Origin of the sequence: Actinomycetospora succinea, assembly GCF_004363095.1 — a bacterium.
Taxonomy (GTDB): Bacteria; Actinomycetota; Actinomycetes; order Mycobacteriales; family Pseudonocardiaceae; genus Actinomycetospora; species Actinomycetospora succinea.
Genome location: NZ_SNYO01000002.1, coordinates 549,903 through 571,406, shown reverse-complemented (window position 1 = coordinate 571,406; position 21,504 = coordinate 549,903). Strand labels below are relative to the sequence as shown.

Sequence of the window (21,504 nt, the reverse complement as noted above, 5' to 3'; positions counted from 1 at the left end):
GCAGCGATGAGCACCCCGGACGGGGAGCAGCGCGGACGCGCCGGCCCCGACCGCCGACGCGTCGCGCTGGTGGCCGCCGCGGCCGTGCTCGCCGCCCTCGCCGGGGGGACGGTGCTCCTCTCCGACGACGCCCGCCTGCTGCGCCTGGCCGTGGTGGCCGCGCTGTGGGCCGCGGTGCTCGCGGGCGTGGTGCTGGCGCGCCGGGCCCGCACCGAGGCCGCCCTCGCCGCCCAGGCCCGCGAGACCGCCGACGAGCTGGCCGCCGCCGAGGAGGACGCCGAGGAGCGGATCGCCGCCCTCGAGCGCGACGCCGACGAGCGCCTGGCCCGCGAGGTCGCCGCGCGCGAGGAGGCCGAGAAGCTCGCCGTCCGGGTCCGCGAGGACGTCGCGTCGCTGCGCGACGAGCTCGACCGCGCCCGCAGCGGCGCCGACGCCGTGACCCTGCAGGGCGTCGGGCTCCCGGCCTTCGCGCCGCCCCCGCGCGCCCCGCGGCTGCGCGTCGTCGGCGACTCCGGGCCGCAGCCGGGCCTCCCGCCCGTCCCGCCGCCCGCGCCGCGTCGGCCGTCCGCGCCCACCGCCCCGGCGCCACGGGCGCCCGCCCCGGTGCACGCGGTGCGCCCGGTGTCCCCGCCGCCCGAGGTCCCGCAGGCCGACCCGTCGGTGCTCGCCGCGGGGTCGTTCGTCGACCAGTACGTCCGCTCCGCCGGCTACCAGCGCCCCGTCGACCCGCCGCCCGACGAGCCCGAGGACCGCCGCCCCCGCCGGGCGCCCGCCGACTCGGCGACCTCGGGCCGCACGGTCGCCGAGCTCCTCGCCGCGCACGCGGCCTCCGGCGGCACCGTCGGCCGGCGCCGACGCGACCCGTAGCGGGCACTCCCCGGTGGCAGCGAACGGCCCGTTCGCTGCTTCTACGTGCACGAACGCCACGTTCGCTGCGACGCGACCGGGTGCCGGCGTCGTGATCCGGACACCCCTGGGGCAGGCCGGACGCCGCAGGGGTCGTTACCCTTCGGCAGGGTGATCGCCCCTCCCGTCCGCCTGGCGCCGCAACAGCGTCGGACGCTCGTCTGGCCGGTGGTCGGCCTGATCGTCCTCGGGATCTGCGCGCTGATCACCATCGGGCTCGCGAGCAGCGAGATCGGGGCCGTCGGCGTCGTCATCGGCGTGGTGCTCGCGCTGCTGCCGGTGGCGCTGGTCGTCGCGACGTTCCTGTGGATCGACCGGTTCGAGCCCGAGCCCCCGCGCCTGCTGCTCGGGGCGTTCCTCTGGGGCGCGGGGCTGTCGGCGCTGGTCGCCGTCATCATCAACTCCAGCGCGATCATCGCCGCGGAGCTGCTGCTCGGGCGGGGTCAGGGCGACGTCATCGGCGCGGTGATCTCGGCGCCGCTCGTCGAGGAGTTCGTCAAGGGCGCCTTCGTGGTCGGCCTGCTGCTGGTCCGGCGCCGCGAGTTCGACGGGATCGTCGACGGCGTCGTCTACGCGGGGATCACGGCCGCCGGGTTCGCGTTCACCGAGAACATCATCTACTTCGGCCGCGCCTTCGCCGACGCCGAGGGCGCCGTGGGCCCCGCGGTGCTCGCGACGTTCGTGCTGCGCGGAGTGCTCTCCCCGTTCGCGCACCCGCTCTTCACGTCGATGATCGGGATCGGCGTCGGCATCGCCTCGCAGGCCCGGTCGCGGGTCGTCGGGACGCTCGCGGTCCTCGGCGGCTACGTGCTCGCGGTGGTCCTGCACGCGCTGTGGAACTCGTCGACCCAGCTCGGGGCCGGCTTCTTCGGCGTCTACGTGCTGATCATGCTGCCGCTGTTCGGCGGGATGATCGGTCTCGTCGTGTGGCAACGACGCCGCGAGGCCGACGTCCTCGCCCGCCAGATGCCGGGGTTCGCCGCCGCGGGGTGGATCGCGCCGAGCGAGGTGCCGCTGCTCTCGAGCCTCGCCGGTCGCCGCCGCTGGCGCACCGCCGTGCACCGGCGCGCCGGCGGCCAGGCGGCCCGCGCCGTCGAGGACTACCAGCACGCCGTCACCGAGCTCGCCTTCCTGCGCGCCCGCGCCGAGAAGGGGGCGCTCCCGCCGCGCGCCGACTGGCACGCCGAGCTGCTCGACAACGTCGTGCGCACCCGCCTCGCCGCCGTCAACGCGCCGGGCGTCCAGGGCCCCACCGGCCCGCCGCCGGGAGCCGGCGGTCCGCCGCAGGCGTCGTGGCCGGGGTCGCCGCAGGGACCGCACGGGCCCGGGATGCCGCCGGGCCCCGCCGGACCCCACTCGCACGGCGGCGCCCACCGTCCGCCCGGCACCTGAGGCGACGCTCCCGAGGCGACGGGCGAGAGATCACGGGCGACCTCACGCACCCGGGAGCCCGCCCGCGGTGCGTGGCGTCGCCCCTGATCACGGCACCGGGGTGGCCACGATCACCGCGCCGGGAGCGAGGGACCCCCCGCCCGGCGTGGCAGGCAGCGAGGGAGTCCCTCGCTGCCCCGCCACCCGCGGCGTGAACCCGCTCACCGCGCCTGCCGCCGGGCCCCCGGACGGTTACCGTGGGCGTCAGTGATCGTCCGGTACCCGCGGGAGCGGGACGGGAACGAGCCGAACGAGTGAGGTGGCGCGTGGGCACCGACGGCGAGGGCGCCGGGCGGTGGGACGAGGGCGGCGGGTCCGCTCCGCACCCCACCCCGCGCGAAGGCTCGCGGCTCGCGATCGGCGTCGTCTCCGCCGGGCGGGTCGGCGCGGTGCTGGGCGCCGCGCTCGCGAACGCCGGCCACACGGTCGTCGCCGCCTCGGCGGTCTCCCGCGCCTCGCGCGCCCGCGCCGAGGAGCTGCTGCCCGGCGCCGAGATCCTCCCGCCCGACGAGGTCGTGCGGCGCGCGGACCTCGCGATCCTGGCGGTCCCCGACGACGTGCTGCCGGGCCTCGTGCGCGGGCTCGCCGCGTCGGAGTGCCTGCGCCCCGGCCAGATCGTCGTGCACACCTGCGGCGCGGCCGGGGTCGGCGTGCTGGCGCCCGCCGCCGAGCACGCCGTGCTGCCGATCGCGCTGCACCCGGCGATGACGGTCACCGGGCGCGTCGAGGACGTCGCGCGCCTGTCCGGTGCCTGCGTCGGCGTCACCGGCCCCGAGGGGCCGGGGGAGGACGCCGACGCGGCCTGGCTCGTCGGCGAGGCGCTGGTCGTCGAGATGGGCGCCGAGCCCGTCCGCATCCCCGAGGCGATGCGCCCGCTGTACCACGCGGCGCTCGCCCACGGCGCGAACCACCTGGTCACGCTCGTGCGCGAGGCCGCCGACATCCTCTCCGGCGCCGGCATCGAGCCCGCCGAGCGCGTGCTCGCCCCGCTGCTGTCGGCGGCGCTCGACAACGCGCTGCGCCACGGCGACCGCGCGCTGACCGGGCCCGTGGTCCGCGGCGACGCCGGCACGGTGGCGACGCATCTGCGTCACCTCGACGAGCGCGCGCCCGACGCCGCCCCGCTCTACCGGGCCCTGGCCCGGCGCACCGCCGAGCGCGCCCGCGCCGGCGGACTGGTCGACCCGGCCGCCGCGGACGACGTGGTGGCCGCCCTCGAGAGGCCCCGACCGTGACCCGACCCTCCAGCCTGCGCACGAACGACCTCGTCGGGCGTGCGCGGCCGCAGTACAGCGCCGACAGGCTGACCGTGCACCGCGACCCCGCCGGCCTGCGCCGGGTCACCCGCGCGCTGCGCACGAGCGGGCGGCGCGTGACGCTCGTGCCGACCATGGGCGCCCTGCACGAGGGCCATCGCGAGCTGATGCGCCGTGCCCGCGGCGTCCCCGGCGCCACGACCGTCGTGTCGATCTTCGTGAACCCGCGGCAGTTCGGGCCGAACGAGGACTTCGACCGCTACCCGCGCGCCTTCGAGGCCGACCTCGAGATCTGCCGCGAGGAGGGCGTGGAGCTGGTCTTCGCGCCGTCGGTCGAGGACATGTACCCCGACGGCTTCGCCACCTCGATCCACCCCGGTCCGCTCGGTGACGAGCTCGAGGGCGCGCTGCGTCCGGGGCACTTCGCCGGGATGCTCACGGTGGTCAACAAGCTCTTCGCGATCACCGTCGCGGACGTCGCGTTCTTCGGCGAGAAGGACTACCAGCAGCTCACGCTGATCCGCCGCATGGCGCGCGACCTCGACATCGACATCCACGTCGTCGGCGTCCCGACCGTCCGCGAGCCCGACGGCCTCGCCCTGTCGAGCCGCAACGCCTACCTCGGCGAGACCGAGCGCCAGGCCGCGGTCGTGCTGTCCGCCGCGCTCGCGGCCGGGCAGTACGCCGGCGAGCAGGGTCCGCAGGCGGTCCTCGACGCCGCTCGCGAGGTCCTCGCCACCGAGCCGTCCCTGCAGGTCGACTACCTCGAGCTGCGCGACGAGGACCTCGGCCCGACCCCCGACATCGGCCCCGCGCGGCTCCTGGTCGCCGCCCGGGCCGGCACCACCCACCTGATCGACAACGCCGCGGTGTCCCTCGTGAGGAGAGTCTGACGTGCAGCGCACGATGCTGAAGTCCAAGATCCACCGCGCGACGGTGACGGACGCGAACCTGCACTACGTCGGGTCGGTGACCGTCGACGAGGACCTGATGCGTGCCGCCGACCTGCTGCCCGGGGAGCAGGTCGCGATCGTCGACGTCACCAACGGCGCGCGCCTCGAGACCTACGTGATCACCGGTCCGGCCGGCTCCGGCGTGATCGGGATCAACGGCGCCGCCGCGCACCTCGTCTCGCCCGGCGACCTCGTCATCCTCATCTCCTACGGGGTCATGGACGACGCCGAGGCCCGCACGTACCAGCCCCGGGTGGTGTTCGTCGACGACGCCAACCGCGTCCTCGACCGCGGCACCGACCCGACGCACGTGCCCGACGCCGCCCCCACGACCTCGCTGCTGCGCCCCGGCACCGAGGCCCGCCCGGCCCGGCGGCACGGGGCGTCCGCGGGCCCGGCGATGACGACGGTGGGCGGGAGCTGGGGTGCGGAGCAGCCGCAGGACGAGCGTCCCCGGCGCCGGGGCAGCGCCGAGACCACCGACGCCCGGCGCCTCGACGCGCTGCTCTCCGCGGACCACTGAGGACGCTGACCCCGCGGACGAGACAGTGCTCCTCTGCATCGACGTCGGGAACACGCAGACCGCGCTCGCCCTCTACCCCGACGACGGACCCGCGGTCTGGGACGCCCGGCTGCGCACCGAGCCCCGCGCCACCGGGGACGAGATGGCGCTGCTGGTGCGCGGTGTCCTCGGGACCCGGGTCGGCGACGTGACGGCGGTGGCGGCGCTGTCGACCGTCCCGGCGCTGCTGCGTGAGCTGCGCGGCATGGTGACCCGGCACTTCGCGGGCCTCGACCACCTGCTCGTCGAGCCGGGGGTGCGCACCGGCGTGCCCCTGCTCGTCGACAACCCCAAGGAGGTCGGCGCCGACCGGGTCGTCCAGGTCCTCGCCGCCTTCGAGCGCCACGGCGGGCCCTGCGTCGTCGTGACGTTCGGGACCTCGACGACGGTGGACGGGGTGTCGGCGCGCGGGGAGTTCCTCGGCGGGGCGATCGCCGCGGGCGTCGCCGTGTCCGCCGAGGCCCTCGCGGTCCGGGCCGCGGCGCTGCGCCCGGTCGAGCTCGTCGTGCCGCGCTCGGTGCTCGGGCGCAACACCGTCGAGAGCATGCAGGCGGGCCTCGTCCTCGGCGCCGCGGCGCAGGTCGACGGGCTCGTCGCCCGGGTCAGCCGGGAGATCACCGCCCGCGACCCCGAGGGCCGGGCCCCGGTCGCCGTCGTCGCGTCCGGCGGCCTCGCGCCCGTGGTCGTCGACGAGTGCGCGACGATCACCGAGCACGTCCCGGACCTGACCCTGCTGGGCCTGCGCACCGTGCACCGGCGCTGGATCGAGCGACGCGACGAGCGTGCCGTCCGCCGCGCCGCCCGCTCCTGACGGCTCCTCACACCTGCGCCGGCACGCCCCGCCAACGCGTGCCGTCGGCGAGGCGCTCGCCCTTCATGACGAGCGAGAGCCCGCCGAGCTCGGTGCCGTCTCCGACCGCGGCGTCGTAGAGGACCACCGAGCGGTCGCCGACGGTGGCGCCGTGCCCGATGCGCACGTGCGACATCTTCATCACGCGGTCCTCGAACAGGTGCGTCTGCAGGGACACGCCCCGCCCGACCGCGGCGTCGTCGCCGACGTGGACGAGGTCGAACTCGGTGAGGTGCGTCGTGCCCACCCAGGTCCGGCGGCCCAGGCTCGCGCCGAGCAGGCGCAGCACCCACGGCAGCATCGGCGTGCTGACGAGCGCCCCGGCCGCGACGGGCACGGCGGCGCCCTCCCAGACGCCGGTGACGAACTCGGTGCGGCGGACGAACAGGTCCCACAGCGGCTCGGTGCGCGGGCGGTAGCGCCCGACGACGAGCCACTTCAGTGCGACGACGGCGAGCACCACCGCGAGCGCGGACCCCGCGAGCACCAGCGGCGCGAGCAGGACCGCCGGCAGGACGCCGAGCGTCGTGGCCAGCAGGAACAGGACGTACGTCCCGGCGGTCGCCGCAGCACCGAGCACCGTCGCCGGCAGCACCGCCCGGACGAGCTCGATCGCGAGCCGGCCCGCGACGCGACCCCGCGAGGGCCGGAACGTCAGCGACGCGTCGTGGTCGCCGGAGTCCTCGCGGCGCGGCAGGTGGATGGCGGGCGAGCCGAGCCACGAGCTGTCCGCGGGGACGTCGGCCGGCGGCACGGTGTGCACGCCGACGAGCGACCCTGCGCCCGTCTGCGTCCCGGCCGGGGCGACGGCGGCGTTGCCGACGAACGCGCGGTCGCCGACGCGGGTCGGACGCAGGCGGATGCGCCCGCGGACGACCGTGGCGCTGCCGACCGTGGCCATGTCGGCGACGAAGGCCTCCTCGCCGATCTCGAGCAGGTCGGGGTCGAGGTTGGAGACCGTCGAGACCTCCGAGCGGCGCCCGACCTCCGCGCCGAGGACCCGCAGCCACGCGGGCGTGTAGAGCGTGGCGTAGAGGGTGTTGGTGGTGGCGAGGCTGCGGGCGAACAGGCGGTCGGCGATCCACTTGCGCAGGCCGAAGCCCGAGCGCAGCGGGTGCACGCCCGCCGGGGTGCGCGGGAGCACCGCCCGCCGCCCGACCGCGACCACGGCGCAGGTCGCGAGCACGAACACCGGCCCGGCCACCACGGCGGCGACGAGCGCGAGCCCGATCCCGCCGACCGCGTAGCCGGCGAGCACCAGCGCGAGCGTCGGCACGGCGGGCAGCAGCGTCGCGACCTCCAGGCCGACGAACCCGGCGACCGCGGCCGCGTGGTGCCGTGCGCGCCATCCGGGCAGCGCGGGCGCCGTGCGGAGCTCGTCGACGTGCCCCGGCGCGTCCTCGGCCTGCGCGGGGGAGCCCGCGCGGCTGGCACCCTTGGCGACGTCCTCGCCCGCGGCGAGCACCGACTGCTCGCCGAGGTAGCCGTCCGCGCCGAGCGTGGCGCCGGCCTCGAGCACGGCCGCGGTGCCGACCGCCGCGCGGTCGCCGACCACGATCGGCGCGACGACGACGCGCCCGCCCGTGACGTGCCAGGGATGCAGGTGCGCGCCGTAGCCGATCGCCGCCTCGTCGCCGAGGGTCAGCAGCCGGGGGAGACCGACGTCGGCGCTCGCGAGGTGGACGTCCCGCCCCACGCGCGCGCCGAGCAGGCGCAGGTACGGCCCGGCCAGCGGCGACCCGGCGAGCGCCTCGAGCGGCGAGAGGCGCACCAGCCCCTCGGCGGCCCAGAGCCGCAGGTGGGTGAGGCCCCAGAGCGGGTACCGGCCCGCCCCGATCCCGGCGGCCAGGGGCCGCGCGGCGAGCGGGAGGACGCCGCGCACCAGCACCCAGCTCCCGACCGCGGCCCCGACGACGCCGGCGATGTAGCCGGGCGTCAGGGCGCCGGTCCACCGGCTCCAGGCGACCGCCAGCGGCGCGGCGACGACCAGCAGCAGGACCGCGATCAGCAGGGCCTGGACGGTGCCCGCGGCCGCGACCCGGCGGGTGGGGTGACGGAGCGGCTCCTCCGCCGCGGGCGCCTCGGCACCGCCGGTCAGGCCCGCGAGCCCGCGGACGGTCGGGTGGGCGTAGAGGTCGCGGACGGCGACGGGCACGCCCGCCTCGCGCAGGGCGCTGACGACGCGGGCGGCGGCGAGCGAGTGCCCGCCGAGCTCGTCGAAGAAGTCGGCGGTCACCGACACCTCGTCGAGCCCCAGTGTCGTGGCGACGACCTCGGCCACCCGCTCCTCGGCGGGCCCGTCCGGGCGTACGACCGGCCCGTCGGCGGACACCAGCCGGCACCCCCGGGGGTCGGGCAGGCCGGGGCGATCGACCTTGCCGCTGGGCTGGGTGGGCAGCTCGGCGAGCACGTCCAGCGTCGCCGGGACCATGTAGCCGGGCAGGACGTCGCGCAGCGCGGGGCCCAGGCGCTCGGCCAGCGCGGCCTCGTCGCCGGGCCCGTGCGTCACGACGTACGCCGCGAGGTCGCCGGACGCGGCGTGCAGGTCGACCGCCGCGGCGGCGATCCCGTCGTCGGCGAGCAGCACGCTCTCGATCTCGCCGAGGTCGACGCGGTGCCCGCGGACCTTCACCTCGGCGTCCGCGCGGCCCAGGTAGACGATCTCGCCGTGCTCGTCGATCCGGCCGAGGTCGCCGGTGCGGTAGACCCTCTCCCCGGTGACGGGGTGCGCGACGAACTTCTCGGCGGTCTTCTCCGGCATGCCGACGTAGCCGCGGGCGACGCCGGGCCCGCCGAGGGTGACCTCGCCGACCGCGCCGTCGGGCACCGGGTGGTGGTCCGGGTCCTCGGGGTCGGTGAGCTCGGCGGTGTAGGTGGGCAGCGGGGTCCCGATGGTCACGGGCTCCCCGGGGCTCAGCTCGGTGACCGTCGCGGTGACGGTGGCCTCGGTGGGCCCGTAGGTGTTGAGCATCCGGCGCCCCGGGCGCGCCCAGCGCTCGACCAGCTCGGCGGGGCAGGCCTCGCCGCCGACCAGGAGCGTGCGGACCGCCGGGAGGTCGCGGGGGATCGTCGCGAGCAGCGTCGGGACGGCGTAGAGGACGGTGACGCCGCGCTCGTCGAGGAAGTCGGCGAGGTCGCCGCCGACCCGCCCGGCGCCGGTGGGCGCGGCGACGAGGGTGGCACCGGCGGCCCAGGTCGGCCAGATCTCCTCGATCGAGAAGTCGAAGGAGATCGTCATCCCCTGCAGCACGCGGTCGTCGGCGTGCACGTCGTAGACGCCGGTGACGACGTCGACGAAGTTGACGATGCTCGACTGCGCGACCTCGACGCCCTTCGGCCGCCCGCTCGACCCCGACGTGTAGATGACGTAGGCGGGCTGCTCGGGGTCGGCGTCGCGCGCGGGCCGGTCGTCCGGGACGAGCGCGGCGCGGGCGGCGGTCTCGGCGGCGTCGAGCACGAGCGCCGGCGCGGTGAGCCCGCCGGCCAGATCCTCGGTGGTGAGCACCAGGTCGGCTCCGGCGTCGGTCACGACGTACTCGACGCGGTCGGCCGGCGACCCGGGGTCGATCGGGACGAACGCGGCCCCGGTCTTCCCGACCGCCAGCAGCGCGACGTAGGTGGCGACGGAGCGTTCGAGCAGGATCGCCACGCGGCTGCCCGTGCCGACGCCGTGCTCGGCGATCAGGTGGGCCAGCCGGTTCGCGTCGCGGTCGAGCTCGGCGTAGGTGCGTCGGTGGTCGCCGTGCTCGACGGCGACCGCGTCGGGTGTCCGGTCGGCAGTGCGCTCGAAGAACTGCTCGAGCCGGGTCACGGGCGCTGCGGACCCGTCGGTGACGGCTGTCCCGGTGGTGGGCAGGACCCCGGTCATGGATCGCGCCTCCTCACGGCGTCCTCGTCGACGCCTGCGGGGTGACCTCGACGGTGACGAAGCGTGACCGCAGTCGCGCGGCCCGTCGGGGCCGGTGGACGGTTGAACCACCACCGACCATGCCCGCCGCGAGATGCCGGAAACGTCTGTGAAGTGCGTGTTCGCCGCGCCCCGCGGGCACCGGCGCGGGCGTTGAGCCGTGCGCGCACCGGACGGTTGCCTCGTTCGTGCTGGAGAGGAGGCCGCACACGAACGGGTGGATCGAGCGCTTGCTGCTACGGAATGAAGTAATCGTTAGCCAGCATTGTGATCAGCGCGACGTCGCTCCTGTGAGCGCCCTCATGCGCGGGAGCGGGGGGCGAGCGCTCAGTGCGCGGCTGCGCCGAGCTCGTCGCGGCGCGGGTCGCCGTCGGGCAGCAGCAGGCGCAGGCGTTCGGCGAGCTCGGGATCGGCACCGCCCGCCTCGGCGTGGGCGAGCGCCCACAGCGCCTCGACGTCGCCCCGGCGCAGCACCGCGCTGCGGACGGCGACGTCGAGGTGGTCGCGCTCCTCGCGGACGCCGGGGGCGTCGGACGTGGGCAGCAGCGCGCCGCGGCGCAGGACCGCGGGCGGGGGCAGGCGGCGCTCGCGCAGCGCGGTGCGGACGTCCAGGAAGTCGGCGTCGACGCGGGCGCGCAGCCGGTAGGGCTGGGTGCTGATGATCGAGGTCCCCAGCGTGTTGCGCAGCCGGTGGATCTCCGAGCGCACCGTGACGGGGTTGCCGGCGTCGCCGTAGAGCGCCTGGGCGAGCCCGTCGGCGGTGAGGCCGTCGGGGTGCAGGGCCAGCACGACGAGCATCTCGGCGTGGCGCAGGCTCAGGCGCACCGGCTTGCCGTCGAGCCGCGCGACCGGGCGCTCGGCGCCGAGGAACGGCAGCGACAGGGTGGGCCCGTGCGCGGCGCGCGGGGCCATGCGCAGCAGCCAGCCCTCGGCGAGCGGCTCGATGACGCCCTCGCCGCGCTCGCCGAGGTCGATGCGCCCGCCGCCGTCGGGGATCGGGAGGCGCTCGGGCAGCCAGTCGGCGTACTGAGCGGTGATCACGCGCCCGCCGGGGGCGAGCAGCGCGCCCGGGGCGCCGTGCAGGCCCTCGAGGTGGGGCTGGTTGCGGTGGCGCAGGCGCTCGTCGCGCTCGACCAGGCGGGCCTGCAGGTGGACCTCGGCGAGCTCGGCGGCCGCCTTGACCAGGGCGAGTGTGCTGGGGTGGAACGTCTGCAGCGGGCCGGTGAGGTCGATCGCGGCGACGACCTCGCCGGTGTCGGGGTCGCGGATCGGGGCCGCTGCGCAGGTCCACGAGTGGTAGAGCTTCACGAGGTGCTCGGCGGAGTGGATCTGCACGGCGTTGCCCGACGCGAGCGCGGTGCCCATCGCGTTGGTGCCGACCGAGTCCTCGCTCCAGCGCGTGCCCTCGACGAGCTCGAAGCGCTCGGCCCGGCGCAGGACGGTGCTGTTGCCCTCGCGCCAGAGGATGTGCCCGCGCACGTCGGTGACGATCATCATGTGCACGGCGTCGTCGGCCACGTCGAGCAGCGTGCGGCGCAGCAGCGGCAGGACCGGCGCGAGCAGGTGGCCCCCGCGGACGTCGCGCAGTTCGTCGTCCTCGTAGACGTGCTGGGGCCGGCCGCGCTCGGGGTCGATGTGCGCGTCGAGGGAGCGCTGCCACGAGGCCGACACGACGTCGCGCGGCGAGGCCGGGACCGTGGTGCCGGAGAGCACGGCGTCGCGGATGCGTTCGAGCAGGTGGGCGCGTTCGAGCGGGTCGGACGGCACGAGGCGTGTCGGCAGCGTGCCGGGGACGGTCAGGCGGGCGGTCCCGCGCGCGCCACCCTGACTCTCCGGCATCGGCGCCCCCTGCACTCCGACCGTCACGGGCGGGACGGCGCCGCCACGACAGCGATCGTCCACGCCCGGGGGCGCGGAAGCCCCCTCCCACTGGATGGTCCTGCATCCCGTCGGGTAAGGCAACCCTTCATCAAACCCTCGGGTGCGGCATCGCGACAAGAGCAACGCCGCAGATGCGTTGCAACGCCGGTGCAACCCTCCCATACCTAGTGTCCGCGGTCACGTAGTCGAACAGCTCGAGATCCCCAACGTGGAGGAAAACACCGATGGCCATCTACGCGGCACCGGGGTCGGCGGACAGCGTCGTCACGTTCAAGCCCCGCTACGACCACTACATCGGCGGCGAGTACGTCGCGCCGGCGAAGGGTCAGTACTTCGAGAACCCGACCCCGCAGACGGGTCAGACGTTCACCGAGGTCGCCCGCGGCACGGCCGACGACATCGAGAAGGCCCTCGACGCGGCCGAGGGCGCCGCTCCGGCGTGGGGCAAGACCTCCGTCGGCGAGCGCGCGAACATCCTGAACAAGATGGCGGACCGCATCGAGGCCAACCTCGAGAAGATCGCGGTCGCCGAGAGCTGGGAGAACGGCAAGGCGGTCCGCGAGACCCTCGTCGCCGACATCCCGCTCGCGATCGACCACCTGCGCTACTTCTCCGGCGCGATCCGGGCCCAGGAGGGTCACCTCTCCCAGATCGACGAGGACACGATCGCCTACCACTTCCACGAGCCGCTGGGCGTGGTCGGCCAGATCATCCCGTGGAACTTCCCGATCCTCATGGCGATCTGGAAGCTGGCCCCGGCCCTGGCCGCCGGCAACGCGGTCGTCCTCAAGCCCGCCGAGCAGACCCCGGCGTCGATCCACGTCCTCATGGACGTCGTCGGCGACCTGCTGCCCCCCGGCGTGCTGAACATCGTCAACGGCTTCGGCGTCGAGGCGGGCAAGCCGCTCGCGTCGTCCCCGCGCATCCGCAAGATCGCCTTCACCGGCGAGACCACGACCGGGCGCCTGATCTCCCAGTACGCCTCGGAGAACCTCATCCCGGTCACGCTCGAGCTCGGCGGCAAGAGCCCGAACATCTTCTTCGACGACGTCGCGGCGCAGCAGGACGCGTTCTACGACAAGGCGCTCGAGGGCTTCGCGATGTTCGCCCTCAACCAGGGCGAGGTCTGCACCTGCCCGTCGCGCGCCCTCGTCCAGGGCGGCATCTACGACGAGTTCGTGGCGCAGGGCGTCAAGCGCGCCGAGCAGGTCAAGACGGGCAACCCGCTCGACACCGACACGATGATGGGCGCGCAGGCCTCGAACGACCAGCTCGAGAAGATCCTGTCCTACATCGACATCGGCCGCCAGGAGGGCGCGAAGGTCCTCACCGGCGGCGAGCGCGCCGACCTCGGCGGCGACCTCTCGGGCGGCTACTACGTCCAGCCGACCGTCTTCGAGGGCAACAACTCGATGCGGATCTTCCAGGAGGAGATCTTCGGCCCGGTCCTGTCGGTGGCGCGCTTCAACGACTACGAGGACGCCATGAAGCAGGCCAACGACACGCTCTACGGCCTCGGCGCGGGCGTGTGGTCGCGCGACACCAACACCGCCTACCGCGCCGGCCGCGACATCCAGGCCGGCCGCGTCTGGGTGAACAACTACCACGCCTACCCGGCCCACGCGGCCTTCGGCGGGTACAAGCAGTCCGGCATCGGCCGCGAGAACCACAAGATGATGCTGGACCACTACCAGCAGACCAAGAACGTCCTGCAGAGCTACTCGAACAACGCGCAGGGATTCTTCTGATCCGCCTGCGGGTTCCCCGGTAGTGGACGGAGGAGGAGGTGGTCACCATGACCGAGATCAGCACGAGCACCGACGTCACCGAGCAGGTGGCGGAGGTGCCGGGATCCGGCACGGGGCGCGTCGCCCTGTCGCCGCAGGCCTCCGAGCTCCTGGTGCAGCTCACCGACATCCACGGCCCGCTGATGTTCCACCAGTCCGGCGGGTGCTGCGACGGCAGCGCCCCGATGTGCTACCCGGACGGGGACTTCAAGATCGGCGGCCAGGACGTGCACCTCGGTGACCTCACCGTGGAGGGCCTGGAGAAGCCCATCGGCTTCTACATGTCCGCCTCGCAGTTCGAGTACTGGAAGCACACGCACCTCACCGTCGACGTGGTGAAGGGCCGTGGCAGCGGGTTCTCGGTGGAGGCGCCGGAGGGCGTCCGCTTCATCATCCGCTCGCGGCTGTTCACCGACGACGAGGTGCGCGACCTGGGTGACCTGTAGCCGTCACCCGAGCACGATCGAGGGGCGCCCCCGCTGCGCAGGACGCAGCGAGGGCGCCCCTCGCACGTTCCGGCCCCACCCGACGAAGGAGTTCGACGATGAGCACCCCGTCTGCCACACCGTCCACGACCCTGCGCGAGCTGACCGGCATGCCGGGCTCGCCCGCGTCCCTGCGCGAGTCCGCGCTGGTGATGATCGACCTGCAGAACACCTACACGCGCGGCGTGATGGCCCTCGAGAACGTCGAGCCGGCCATCGACGAGGCCGCCGCCCTGCTCGACCGCGCGCGCAGCGCGGGCATCCCGATCATCCACGTGCAGCACGACGCCGGTGAGGGCACGCCCTACGACGTCCGCGCCGAGATCGGGGCGATCGTCGACCGCGTCGCGCCGCGCGACGGCGAGCACGTCATCGTCAAGAACTTCCCGAACTCGTTCGTCGGGACGGATCTCGAGGACCACCTGCGCAGCAGGTCCGCCACGAACCTCGTGCTCGCGGGCTTCATGACGCACATGTGCGTGAACTCCACCGCCCGCGGTGCGTTCAGCGCCGGTTTCGCGCCCTCGGTCGTCGCGGGTGCCACCGCGACCCGCGCGCTGCCCGGACCCGACGGCACGGTTCCCGCCGCGTCGCTGCAGAGCGCCAGCCTCGCCGCGCTCTCGGACATGTTCGCGGTCGTGGTTCCCGACACCGCCGCCATCCCCGACTGAGACGCAATTCCGCGAAATCGCGGCGTGGATCACTCGACAAACTCCCGATCCCGGAAATAGGGTCCCGGCCGTATTCATTTGCGGAACGGGTGCGGAGGTCGCGTGATGGCGCAGAAAGTCGTGGTGTCCCTCGTCGACGATCTGGACCAGTCGGAAGCGGACGAGACCGTCGAGTTCGGTCTCGACGGCGCCACGTACGAGATCGACCTCTCCGACGCCAACGCGTCGGCGCTGCGGGACCGGCTCGCCGACTACGTCGCCCACGCCCGGCGCAGCGGAGGCCGGCGGAAGTCGTCCACGGCGTCCTCCTCGGCCCCCGCGGCGCGCCGGGGCGGCGGCCGCGCGGCGGTCGACCGCGAGCAGAACCAGGCGATCCGCGAGTGGGCCCGCAAGCAGGGGATGACGGTGTCCGAGCGCGGGCGCATCCCCAGCGAGGTCAGCGAGGCCTATCACAAGGCCCACTAGGAGTCGCTCGTCTCAGCGGCTCCCGGCCGCGTAGGCGACGAGCGCGGGGCGGTCGATGGTCGCCCCGCGCCCGCCGGGGTGCAGGCGGATGAGGCCGCGCTCGGCGAGCGCCCGCAGGGCCGTGTTGAGCGTCTGGCGCGCGATGCCGAGGCGCTGCGCGAGGAGCGTCTGCGGGCCGCCGAAGTCGACGCGGTCGCCGTGGTGCTCGAGCTCGAGCAGCAGGCCGGCGACGCGGCGCGGGACGGGGTGGAAGGTCCTCCCGGCGCGGGCGCGGTTGGACAGGCGCACGATCCGGACCAGGTCGCCGGCGAGGGCGAGCAGCGTCGCGGGGTTCGTCTGCAACGCCCGTCGCACCGCCGTCGCGGGCAGGACGAGGACCGAGGAGTCGCGCACGGCGACCGCGTCCTCGGTGCGCGGGCCGGGGTCGAGCAGCTCGAAGTAGCCGAACCCGTGGCCCACGGCCGCGGCGCCGAGGTCCACGACGTCGCCGGCCGACGACGTCAGCCGCGAGACGACCGACCCGTGCAGCAGGACGAACATCGCGTCGCCCGCGTCGCCGGCCCGGAACACCGCCTCGCCCGCCGCGTACCGGCGCACCGTGGCCGCCCGGGCGAGGGCGTCGACCGTCGCGGGGTCCAGCGACCGCAGCTGGGGGCAGTGCCGCAGCGCGGCGCGCGCCCCCTGCTCGACCCGGTCCGGCGCGGTCATCGTCATGACACCCTCCGTGGAGTCGATCGGTGAGCACTCACCTGTCCGGACCAGCCCCGCAGTCGCCGCGGCGACAGCTCGTCGATCATCGATCGGCGCGGCCCCCCGCGTCGACGTTCCCGTCGGATCCGCGACAGCGGAGGTCACGGACCCGGGAGAGTGGTTCGCCCACCGCGAACGGCTCCGCGGGATGACACGGACGTCAGGGATGGTTGGAGGGGACGGAACGGGGGCGGCGCACGTCCGTGTGTGATCGGACGTGTCCGCCGTCACGGTCGTGCAACCGTCACGGTCCCGTGACGTCTCGCGCGACGACTAGGATGGGCCTGCGGTGTTCTGTCAGTGGGGGCATCGTGGGCGTCCCGATCCGTCAATCGGGCACCAGCCAAGGGGCCACCGGGCCGTCGCTTCGGGGACACTCGGTGGAGGACCGCCGGCGCAGCAGTCAGGAGTGACAGATGTTCGAGAGGTTCACCGACCGCGCGAGGCGGGTGGTCGTCCTGGCCCAAGAAGAGGCCCGGATGCTCAACCACAACTACATCGGCACCGAGCACATCCTGCTCGGTCTGATCCACGAGGGTGAGGGCGTCGCCGCCAAGGCGCTGGAGTCCCTGGGCATCGCCCTCGAGGGCGTGCGCCAGCAGGTCGAGGAGATCATCGGCCAGGGGCAGCAGGCGCCGAGCGGCCACATCCCGTTCACGCCTCGCGCCAAGAAGGTGCTGGAGCTGTCGCTGCGCGAGGCGCTGCAGCTCGGGCACAACTACATCGGCACCGAGCACATCCTGCTCGGGCTCATCCGCGAGGGCGAGGGCGTCGCCGCGCAGGTGCTCGTCAAGCTCGGCGCGGACCTCAACCGTGTGCGCCAGCAGGTGCTGCAGCTGCTCTCGGGCTACCAGGGCAAGGAGCCCGCGGAGTCCGGCAGCCAGCGCGGCGAGGGCACCCCGTCCTCCTCCCTGGTGCTCGACCAGTTCGGTCGCAACCTCACCCAGTCGGCCCGCGAGGGCAAGCTGGACCCGGTCATCGGCCGGGAGAAGGAGATCGAGCGGGTCATGCAGGTCCTCTCGCGGAGGACCAAGAACAACCCGGTGCTCATCGGCGAGCCCGGCGTCGGCAAGACCGCCGTCGTCGAGGGCCTCGGTCAGGCCATCGTCAAGGGCGAGGTGCCCGAGACGCTGAAGGACAAGCAGCTCTATACCCTCGACCTCGGGTCGCTGGTGGCGGGCTCGCGCTACCGCGGTGACTTCGAGGAGCGCCTCAAGAAGGTCCTCAAGGAGATCCGCACCCGCGGCGACATCATCCTGTTCATCGACGAGCTCCACACGCTCGTCGGCGCGGGTGCCGCCGAGGGCGCGATCGACGCCGCGTCGATCCTCAAGCCGATGCTGGCCCGCGGCGAGCTGCAGACCATCGGCGCGACGACGCTCGACGAGTACCGCAAGCACGTCGAGAAGGACGCCGCCCTCGAGCGCCGCTTCCAGCCGATCCAGGTGGGGGAGCCCTCGGTGGCCCACTCCATCGAGATCCTCAAGGGGCTGCGCGACCGCTACGAGGCCCACCACCGCGTCTCGATCACGGACCCGGCGCTGGTCGCGGCGGCCACCCTGGCCGACCGGTACATCAACGACCGGTTCCTGCCGGACAAGGCGATCGACCTCATCGACGAGGCCGGCGCCCGCATGCGCATCCGCCGCATGACCGCGCCGCCGGACCTGCGCGAGTTCGACGAGAAGATCGCCGACGTCCGTCGCGAGAAGGAGTCCGCGATCGACGCGCAGGACTTCGAGAAGGCGGCGCGCCTGCGCGACGAGGAGAAGACCCTCATCGGGCAGAAGACCGAGCGCGAGAAGCAGTGGAAGTCGGGTGACCTCGACGTCGTCGCGGAGGTCGACGACGAGCAGATCGCCGAGGTGCTGGCCAACTGGACCGGCATCCCCGTCTTCAAGCTCACCGAGGAGGAGACGACCCGTCTGCTCCGCATGGAGGACGAGCTCCACAAGCGGATCATCGGCCAGGAGGACGCCGTCAAGGCGGTCTCGCAGTCGATGCGCCGCACGCGGGCCGGCCTCAAGGACCCGAAGCGCCCCTCGGGCTCGTTCATCTTCGCCGGCCCCTCGGGTGTCGGTAAGACCGAGCTCACCAAGGCGCTCGCGGAGTTCCTCTTCGGCGACGACGACGCGCTCGTCCAGATCGACATGGGCGAGTTCCACGACCGCTACACCGCCTCGCGGCTCTTCGGCGCGCCCCCCGGGTACGTCGGCTACGAGGAGGGCGGCCAGCTCACCGAGAAGGTGCGCCGCAAGCCGTTCTCGGTGGTCCTCTTCGACGAGATCGAGAAGGCCCACTCCGAGGTCTACAACACGCTGCTGCAGGTGCTCGAGGACGGCCGCCTGACCGACGGTCAGGGCCGCATCGTCGACTTCAAGAACACGGTCATCGTGTTCACGTCGAACCTCGGAACGCAGGACATCTCGAAGGCGGTCGGCCTCGGGTTCCAGTCCGGGCAGGACTCGGGCTCGAACTACGAGCGCATGAAGAACAAGGTGACGGACGAGCTCAAGAAGCACTTCCGTCCCGAGTTCCTCAACCGCATCGACGACATCATCGTGTTCCACCAGCTGCGCGAGGACGAGATCGTGCAGATGGTCGACCTGATGATCGGTCGCACCGAGAAGCAGCTGCAGAACAAGGACATGTCGATCGAGCTCACCGACGCCGCGAAGAAGCTGCTCGCGCAGCGCGGCTTCGACCCGGTCCTCGGCGCCCGTCCGCTGCGCCGCACGATCCAGCGCGAGATCGAGGACCAGCTCTCCGAGAAGATCCTCTTCGGCGAGGTCGAGTCCGGCCAGATCGTGCTCGTCGACGTCGAGGGCTGGACGCCCGAGCCCGACGAGAACGGGGTCACCAAGCCGGCCCCGGAGTCGGCCACCTTCACCTTCCGCGGTGAGGCCAAGCCGACCCCGGTCCCGGACACCCCGGAGGTCGCCGCGGCGGAGTGATCCGCCCGTAGCACGTCACCCGAGCCCCGGTCCCCTTCGCGGGGGCCGGGGCTCGGGTGTGTCCGGGGGGTTTGCCCCCGCCCTTCGGGGGTCCGCTCCCTCCTGGCGTGGGCCTCCCCGGACGACGCTGGTCCCACCGGCGAGCGGGGAGGGGACCAGGATGCGCACGCAGCAGTCGGCGGCCACCGGGACCGCCGTCCTCGTCGTCGCCGTCGCCCTGACGGCCCCGCTGCACTACGTCTTCGCGCTCGCCCTCGCCTGGCTGCTGCCCACCGCCGAGTTCGGCGTCGTGGGCGCGCTGCTGACGGTGCTGCTGCTCGCGACCACGGTGCTCGCCGCCGGCTTCCCGTGGGCGCTGGCGCGAGAGGTCGCCCGGGCCGACGAGGACGGTGGCGAGGACACCGATGCGGCGTTCCGGGGTGCGCTGGTCGGCAACGTCGGTCTCGGCGTCGGGCTGGCCGGCGGGTTCGCGGCCGTCCAGCTGACGACCGGGGCGATCCTGCCCGGCGTGGGCGCCGGACCGACGCTGCTGGTCGCGGGCGCGATCGTGGTGGTCGCGCTCGGCCAGGTGCTCGTCGGCGGGCTGCAGGGCGCGCGGCGGTTCACCGCGGTCGGCACGGCCCGCACCGTCGAGGTGGTCGTCAAGGTCGTGCTCGGCGTCGGGCTCGTCGCCCTGCTCGGCGCCGGCGCGTCGGGCGTCGGGTGGGCGCTGCTGGCCGGCGCGGCGGGTGCCGCGGGCGGGGCGTGGTGGACGCTGCGCGACCGCCTCCCGAGCCTGCGTGGCGCCGTCGCCGGGGCACGCTCGTTCGCCGCGGCCGCCCCGATGGCCGCGGGCACCGTCGGCTTCGGCCTCATCGGCACCCTCGACGTGCTGCTGCTCGGGGCGCTGGGCCACGGCCACGGCGTGACGTTCGCCGCGGTCGGCGTCTACCAGGTGGCCGCGATGCTGGCCAAGGCGCCGGTCCTCGTGGGCAGCGCGCTCTCCGAAGCCGTGTTCCCGTTCATCGCGCGCTCCCGCGACGCCGCCGAGGCACACGGGTGGTTCGTCACCGCGTTCCGCTGGATCCCGCTGGCCCTGACCCCCGCGGTGCTCGTGCTCGTCGTGACCCCGGAGACGCTGATCGGGCGCCTCTTCCCCGCCGGGTACGCCGAGGCGGCCGGTCCCGTGCGCGTCGTGGCGCTCGGGTCCCTCGGCCTGATCGCCGGCGACATGCTGCTCAAGGCCCTCTGTGCCCGCGGCTTCGCCGGGGTCGCGGCGGTGCGCCTGCCCGCCGCCGCGCTCGCCGAGGTCGTGACGATGGTCCTGCTGGTCCCCGGCCACGGCGTGCTGGGCGCGGCCGTCGGGTTCGCGGTGGGCGCCTGGGTCTCGGTGCTGGTGCTCGGTGCGCTCTACGTGCGCCACCATCGGGTCGGGCGGGTCCGGGCGCGGGTCGCGCTGCGCTGGTCCGCGGCGACGGCGGTGCTGGTCGCGCTGCTCGCCGGTGCCGCGGTGGCCGGGGCCGGCGCGGACCTGCCGATGGTCGCCCTGGGCCTCGTCGGGTACGGCGTGCTCGCCGTCCGGTGGGGCCTCGTGCCGGCCGCGGACGTCGTGCGTGTCCGTGACCGCTTGGGTCTCCGGGTCGTTCAGACCGGGTAGAGCGACGCCAGCGTGCGCGCGGTCTCGGCCATCTGCTCGCGCAGCGCGGGCGGGGCGAGCACCTCGACCTCGGCGCCGAGCGCGAGCAGCTCCGAGCGGGCGTGGGCGAGCGACTCGATCGGGATCACCGCCCGGACCCAGCCGTCGTCGTCGGTGGGCCAGGAGCCCTCGGCGAGCGCGCGGGCCGTGTGCGGGCGCAGGATCACCGGGGCGAGCTCGAGGGCGCGCGGGGAGAACCGGACGGTGGCCTCGGCCTGGTAGAGCGCGTCGGTGAGCTCCTGGGTGCGCTGGTGCCAGTACTTCCAGAGGTCGAAGCCCTCGGGGCGGTCGAAGCGGATGTCGAGGGTCTCGAGCTCGAGGATGCGCGCGACGCGGTAGGTGCGCGGTTCAGCGTTGGGCTCCTCGCTCGGGACGGCGACCAGGTACCAGGTGCCGGCCTTGAGCACGAGCCCGAGCGGGGCGAGCTCGCGCTCCACCTCCGGCTCGCGCCCGCCCGTGGCCCAGCGCCGGTACCGCACGCGCAGCACCCGCTGGTTCCACACGGCGTCGGCGACGCCCGTGAGCGTCGGGACGTGGTCGGCCTCGCGGAACCAGCCGGGGGCGTCGAGGTGGAAGCGCTCCGCGATCCGGCCGGCGCGGTCGGAGAGCTCGCCGGGCAGCGCCGCCTGGACCTTGAGCTGCGCCGCCGCCAGCACCCGGCCGAGCCCGAGCTCGGCGGCGGCGTCGGGCATCCCGGACAGCGCCAGGGCGTCGGCCTCCTCGGCCGTCATCCCGGTCAGGTGGGTGCGGTAGCCCTCGAGCAGCGAGTAGCCGCCGTCCGGGCCGCGGTCGGCGTAGACGGGCACGCCGGACGCCGAGAGCGCGTCCATGTCGCGGTAGATCGTGCGGATCGAGACCTCGAGCTCGTCGGCCAGCTCGCGCGCGGTCAGGCGGCCGCGGTTCTGCAGCAGCAGGAGGACGGAGAGCAGGCGGCTGGCGCGCACACGACAGTGTTACCCCATGGCTGACAG

General features: G+C 74.5%; 16 protein-coding genes. 12 read left to right on the top strand and 4 right to left on the bottom strand.

Going from position 1 to position 21,504, the window contains the following annotated elements; genetic code table 11:
- The first annotated feature begins 6 nt into the window (after positions 1–6).
- The 6 genes from EV188_RS09080 to EV188_RS09055 all read left to right on the top strand — a co-directional run bounded on the left by EV188_RS09080 (position 7) and on the right by EV188_RS09055 (position 5,919).
- Complete coding sequence (locus EV188_RS09080; protein ID WP_133825904.1) at positions 7–867, top strand: DUF6779 domain-containing protein; 861 nt, start codon at positions 7–9, stop codon at positions 865–867.
- Between the two features lie 150 nt (positions 868–1,017).
- Positions 1,018–2,298 (top strand): PrsW family intramembrane metalloprotease, encoded by a 1,281-nt coding sequence (locus EV188_RS09075; RefSeq protein ID WP_133825903.1) that lies wholly within the window; start codon positions 1,018–1,020, stop codon positions 2,296–2,298.
- A 395-nt stretch (positions 2,299–2,693) separates the two neighbouring features.
- A complete protein-coding gene (locus tag EV188_RS09070) occupies positions 2,694–3,572 on the top strand; it encodes a Rossmann-like and DUF2520 domain-containing protein (protein ID WP_243741614.1) in 879 nt (292 codons plus the stop codon).
- A 14-nt stretch (positions 3,573–3,586) separates the two neighbouring features.
- Positions 3,587–4,486, top strand: coding sequence for a pantoate--beta-alanine ligase (gene panC, locus EV188_RS09065; RefSeq protein ID WP_133826329.1), 900 nt, complete (start codon positions 3,587–3,589; stop codon positions 4,484–4,486).
- 13 nt (positions 4,487–4,499) lie between these two features.
- Positions 4,500–5,069, top strand: coding sequence for an aspartate 1-decarboxylase (panD, locus tag EV188_RS09060; protein ID WP_424922921.1), 570 nt, complete (start codon positions 4,500–4,502; stop codon positions 5,067–5,069).
- 25 nt (positions 5,070–5,094) lie between these two features.
- Positions 5,095–5,919 carry a type III pantothenate kinase gene (locus EV188_RS09055; protein ID WP_133825900.1) on the top strand — a complete coding sequence of 275 codons (825 nt, stop codon included), beginning with the start codon at positions 5,095–5,097 and terminating at the stop codon, positions 5,917–5,919.
- 7 nt (positions 5,920–5,926) lie between these two features.
- On the opposite strand, the gene EV188_RS09050 is transcribed toward EV188_RS09055, so the two are convergent.
- Both EV188_RS09050 and EV188_RS09045 read right to left on the bottom strand, forming a co-directional pair.
- Complete coding sequence (locus EV188_RS09050) at positions 5,927–9,826, bottom strand: Pls/PosA family non-ribosomal peptide synthetase (protein ID WP_133825899.1); 3,900 nt, start codon at positions 9,824–9,826, stop codon at positions 5,927–5,929.
- Between the two features lie 366 nt (positions 9,827–10,192).
- Positions 10,193–11,704, bottom strand: a complete 1,512-nt coding sequence (locus EV188_RS09045; protein WP_133825898.1) for a GAF domain-containing protein — start codon at positions 11,702–11,704, stop codon at positions 10,193–10,195.
- A gap of 266 nt (positions 11,705–11,970) precedes the next feature.
- On the opposite strand from EV188_RS09045, the gene exaC reads away from it, so the two are divergent.
- The 4 genes from exaC to EV188_RS09025 all read left to right on the top strand — a co-directional run bounded on the left by exaC (position 11,971) and on the right by EV188_RS09025 (position 15,154).
- Entirely contained in the window at positions 11,971–13,494 is a 1,524-nt protein-coding gene (exaC, locus tag EV188_RS09040) for an acetaldehyde dehydrogenase ExaC (protein WP_133825897.1), read from the top strand.
- Between the two features lie 47 nt (positions 13,495–13,541).
- A complete protein-coding gene (locus EV188_RS09035; RefSeq protein ID WP_133825896.1) occupies positions 13,542–13,979 on the top strand; it encodes a DUF779 domain-containing protein in 438 nt (145 codons plus the stop codon).
- Between the two features lie 98 nt (positions 13,980–14,077).
- Positions 14,078–14,689 carry a cysteine hydrolase family protein gene (locus tag EV188_RS09030; protein WP_133825895.1) on the top strand — a complete coding sequence of 204 codons (612 nt, stop codon included), beginning with the start codon at positions 14,078–14,080 and terminating at the stop codon, positions 14,687–14,689.
- 105 nt (positions 14,690–14,794) lie between these two features.
- Positions 14,795–15,154: a histone-like nucleoid-structuring protein Lsr2 gene (locus EV188_RS09025; protein WP_133825894.1), complete on the top strand. Its 360-nt coding sequence runs from the start codon at positions 14,795–14,797 to the stop codon at positions 15,152–15,154.
- 12 nt (positions 15,155–15,166) lie between these two features.
- Here EV188_RS09025 and EV188_RS09020 read toward each other — a convergent pair whose 3' ends face one another.
- Entirely contained in the window at positions 15,167–15,868 is a 702-nt protein-coding gene (locus EV188_RS09020) for a Crp/Fnr family transcriptional regulator (RefSeq protein ID WP_133825893.1), read from the bottom strand.
- 452 nt (positions 15,869–16,320) lie between these two features.
- Here EV188_RS09020 and EV188_RS09015 point away from each other — a divergent pair, with 452 nt between their 5' ends.
- Complete coding sequence (locus EV188_RS09015) at positions 16,321–18,858, top strand: ATP-dependent Clp protease ATP-binding subunit (protein ID WP_133825892.1); 2,538 nt, start codon at positions 16,321–16,323, stop codon at positions 18,856–18,858.
- Between the two features lie 160 nt (positions 18,859–19,018).
- The gene (locus EV188_RS09010) at positions 19,019–20,494 is read left to right on the top strand and encodes an oligosaccharide flippase family protein (protein WP_133825891.1); all 1,476 of its coding nucleotides are present in this window, start codon (positions 19,019–19,021) and stop codon (positions 20,492–20,494) included.
- On the opposite strand, the gene EV188_RS09005 is transcribed toward EV188_RS09010, so the two are convergent.
- On the bottom strand, positions 20,482–21,477 hold the full coding sequence (locus EV188_RS09005) for a helix-turn-helix transcriptional regulator (RefSeq protein ID WP_133825890.1): 996 nt from the start codon (positions 21,475–21,477) through the stop codon (positions 20,482–20,484). The two genes, EV188_RS09010 and EV188_RS09005, sit on opposite strands and share 13 nt — an antisense overlap.
- Positions 21,478–21,504 lie beyond the last annotated feature (27 nt).

Excerpts from the sequence above, each read along its gene's own strand:
- EV188_RS09030 (WP_133825895.1), top strand. The coding sequence starts at position 14,078 with ATGAGCACCCCGTCTGCCACACCGTCCACGACCCTGCGCGAGCTGACC.
- EV188_RS09025 (WP_133825894.1), top strand. The coding sequence starts at position 14,795 with ATGGCGCAGAAAGTCGTGGTGTCCCTCGTCGACGATCTGGACCAGTCG.
- exaC (WP_133825897.1), top strand. The coding sequence starts at position 11,971 with ATGGCCATCTACGCGGCACCGGGGTCGGCGGACAGCGTCGTCACGTTC.
- EV188_RS09080 (WP_133825904.1), top strand. The coding sequence starts at position 7 with ATGAGCACCCCGGACGGGGAGCAGCGCGGACGCGCCGGCCCCGACCGC.
- EV188_RS09015 (WP_133825892.1), top strand. The coding sequence starts at position 16,321 with ATGTTCGAGAGGTTCACCGACCGCGCGAGGCGGGTGGTCGTCCTGGCC.
- panD (WP_424922921.1), top strand. The coding sequence starts at position 4,500 with ATGCTGAAGTCCAAGATCCACCGCGCGACGGTGACGGACGCGAACCTG.
- EV188_RS09010 (WP_133825891.1), top strand. The coding sequence starts at position 19,019 with ATGCGCACGCAGCAGTCGGCGGCCACCGGGACCGCCGTCCTCGTCGTC.
- EV188_RS09050 (WP_133825899.1), bottom strand. The coding sequence starts at position 9,826 with ATGACCGGGGTCCTGCCCACCACCGGGACAGCCGTCACCGACGGGTCC.
- EV188_RS09035 (WP_133825896.1), top strand. The coding sequence starts at position 13,542 with ATGACCGAGATCAGCACGAGCACCGACGTCACCGAGCAGGTGGCGGAG.
- EV188_RS09045 (WP_133825898.1), bottom strand. The coding sequence starts at position 11,704 with ATGCCGGAGAGTCAGGGTGGCGCGCGCGGGACCGCCCGCCTGACCGTC.
- EV188_RS09020 (WP_133825893.1), bottom strand. The coding sequence starts at position 15,868 with ATGACGATGACCGCGCCGGACCGGGTCGAGCAGGGGGCGCGCGCCGCG.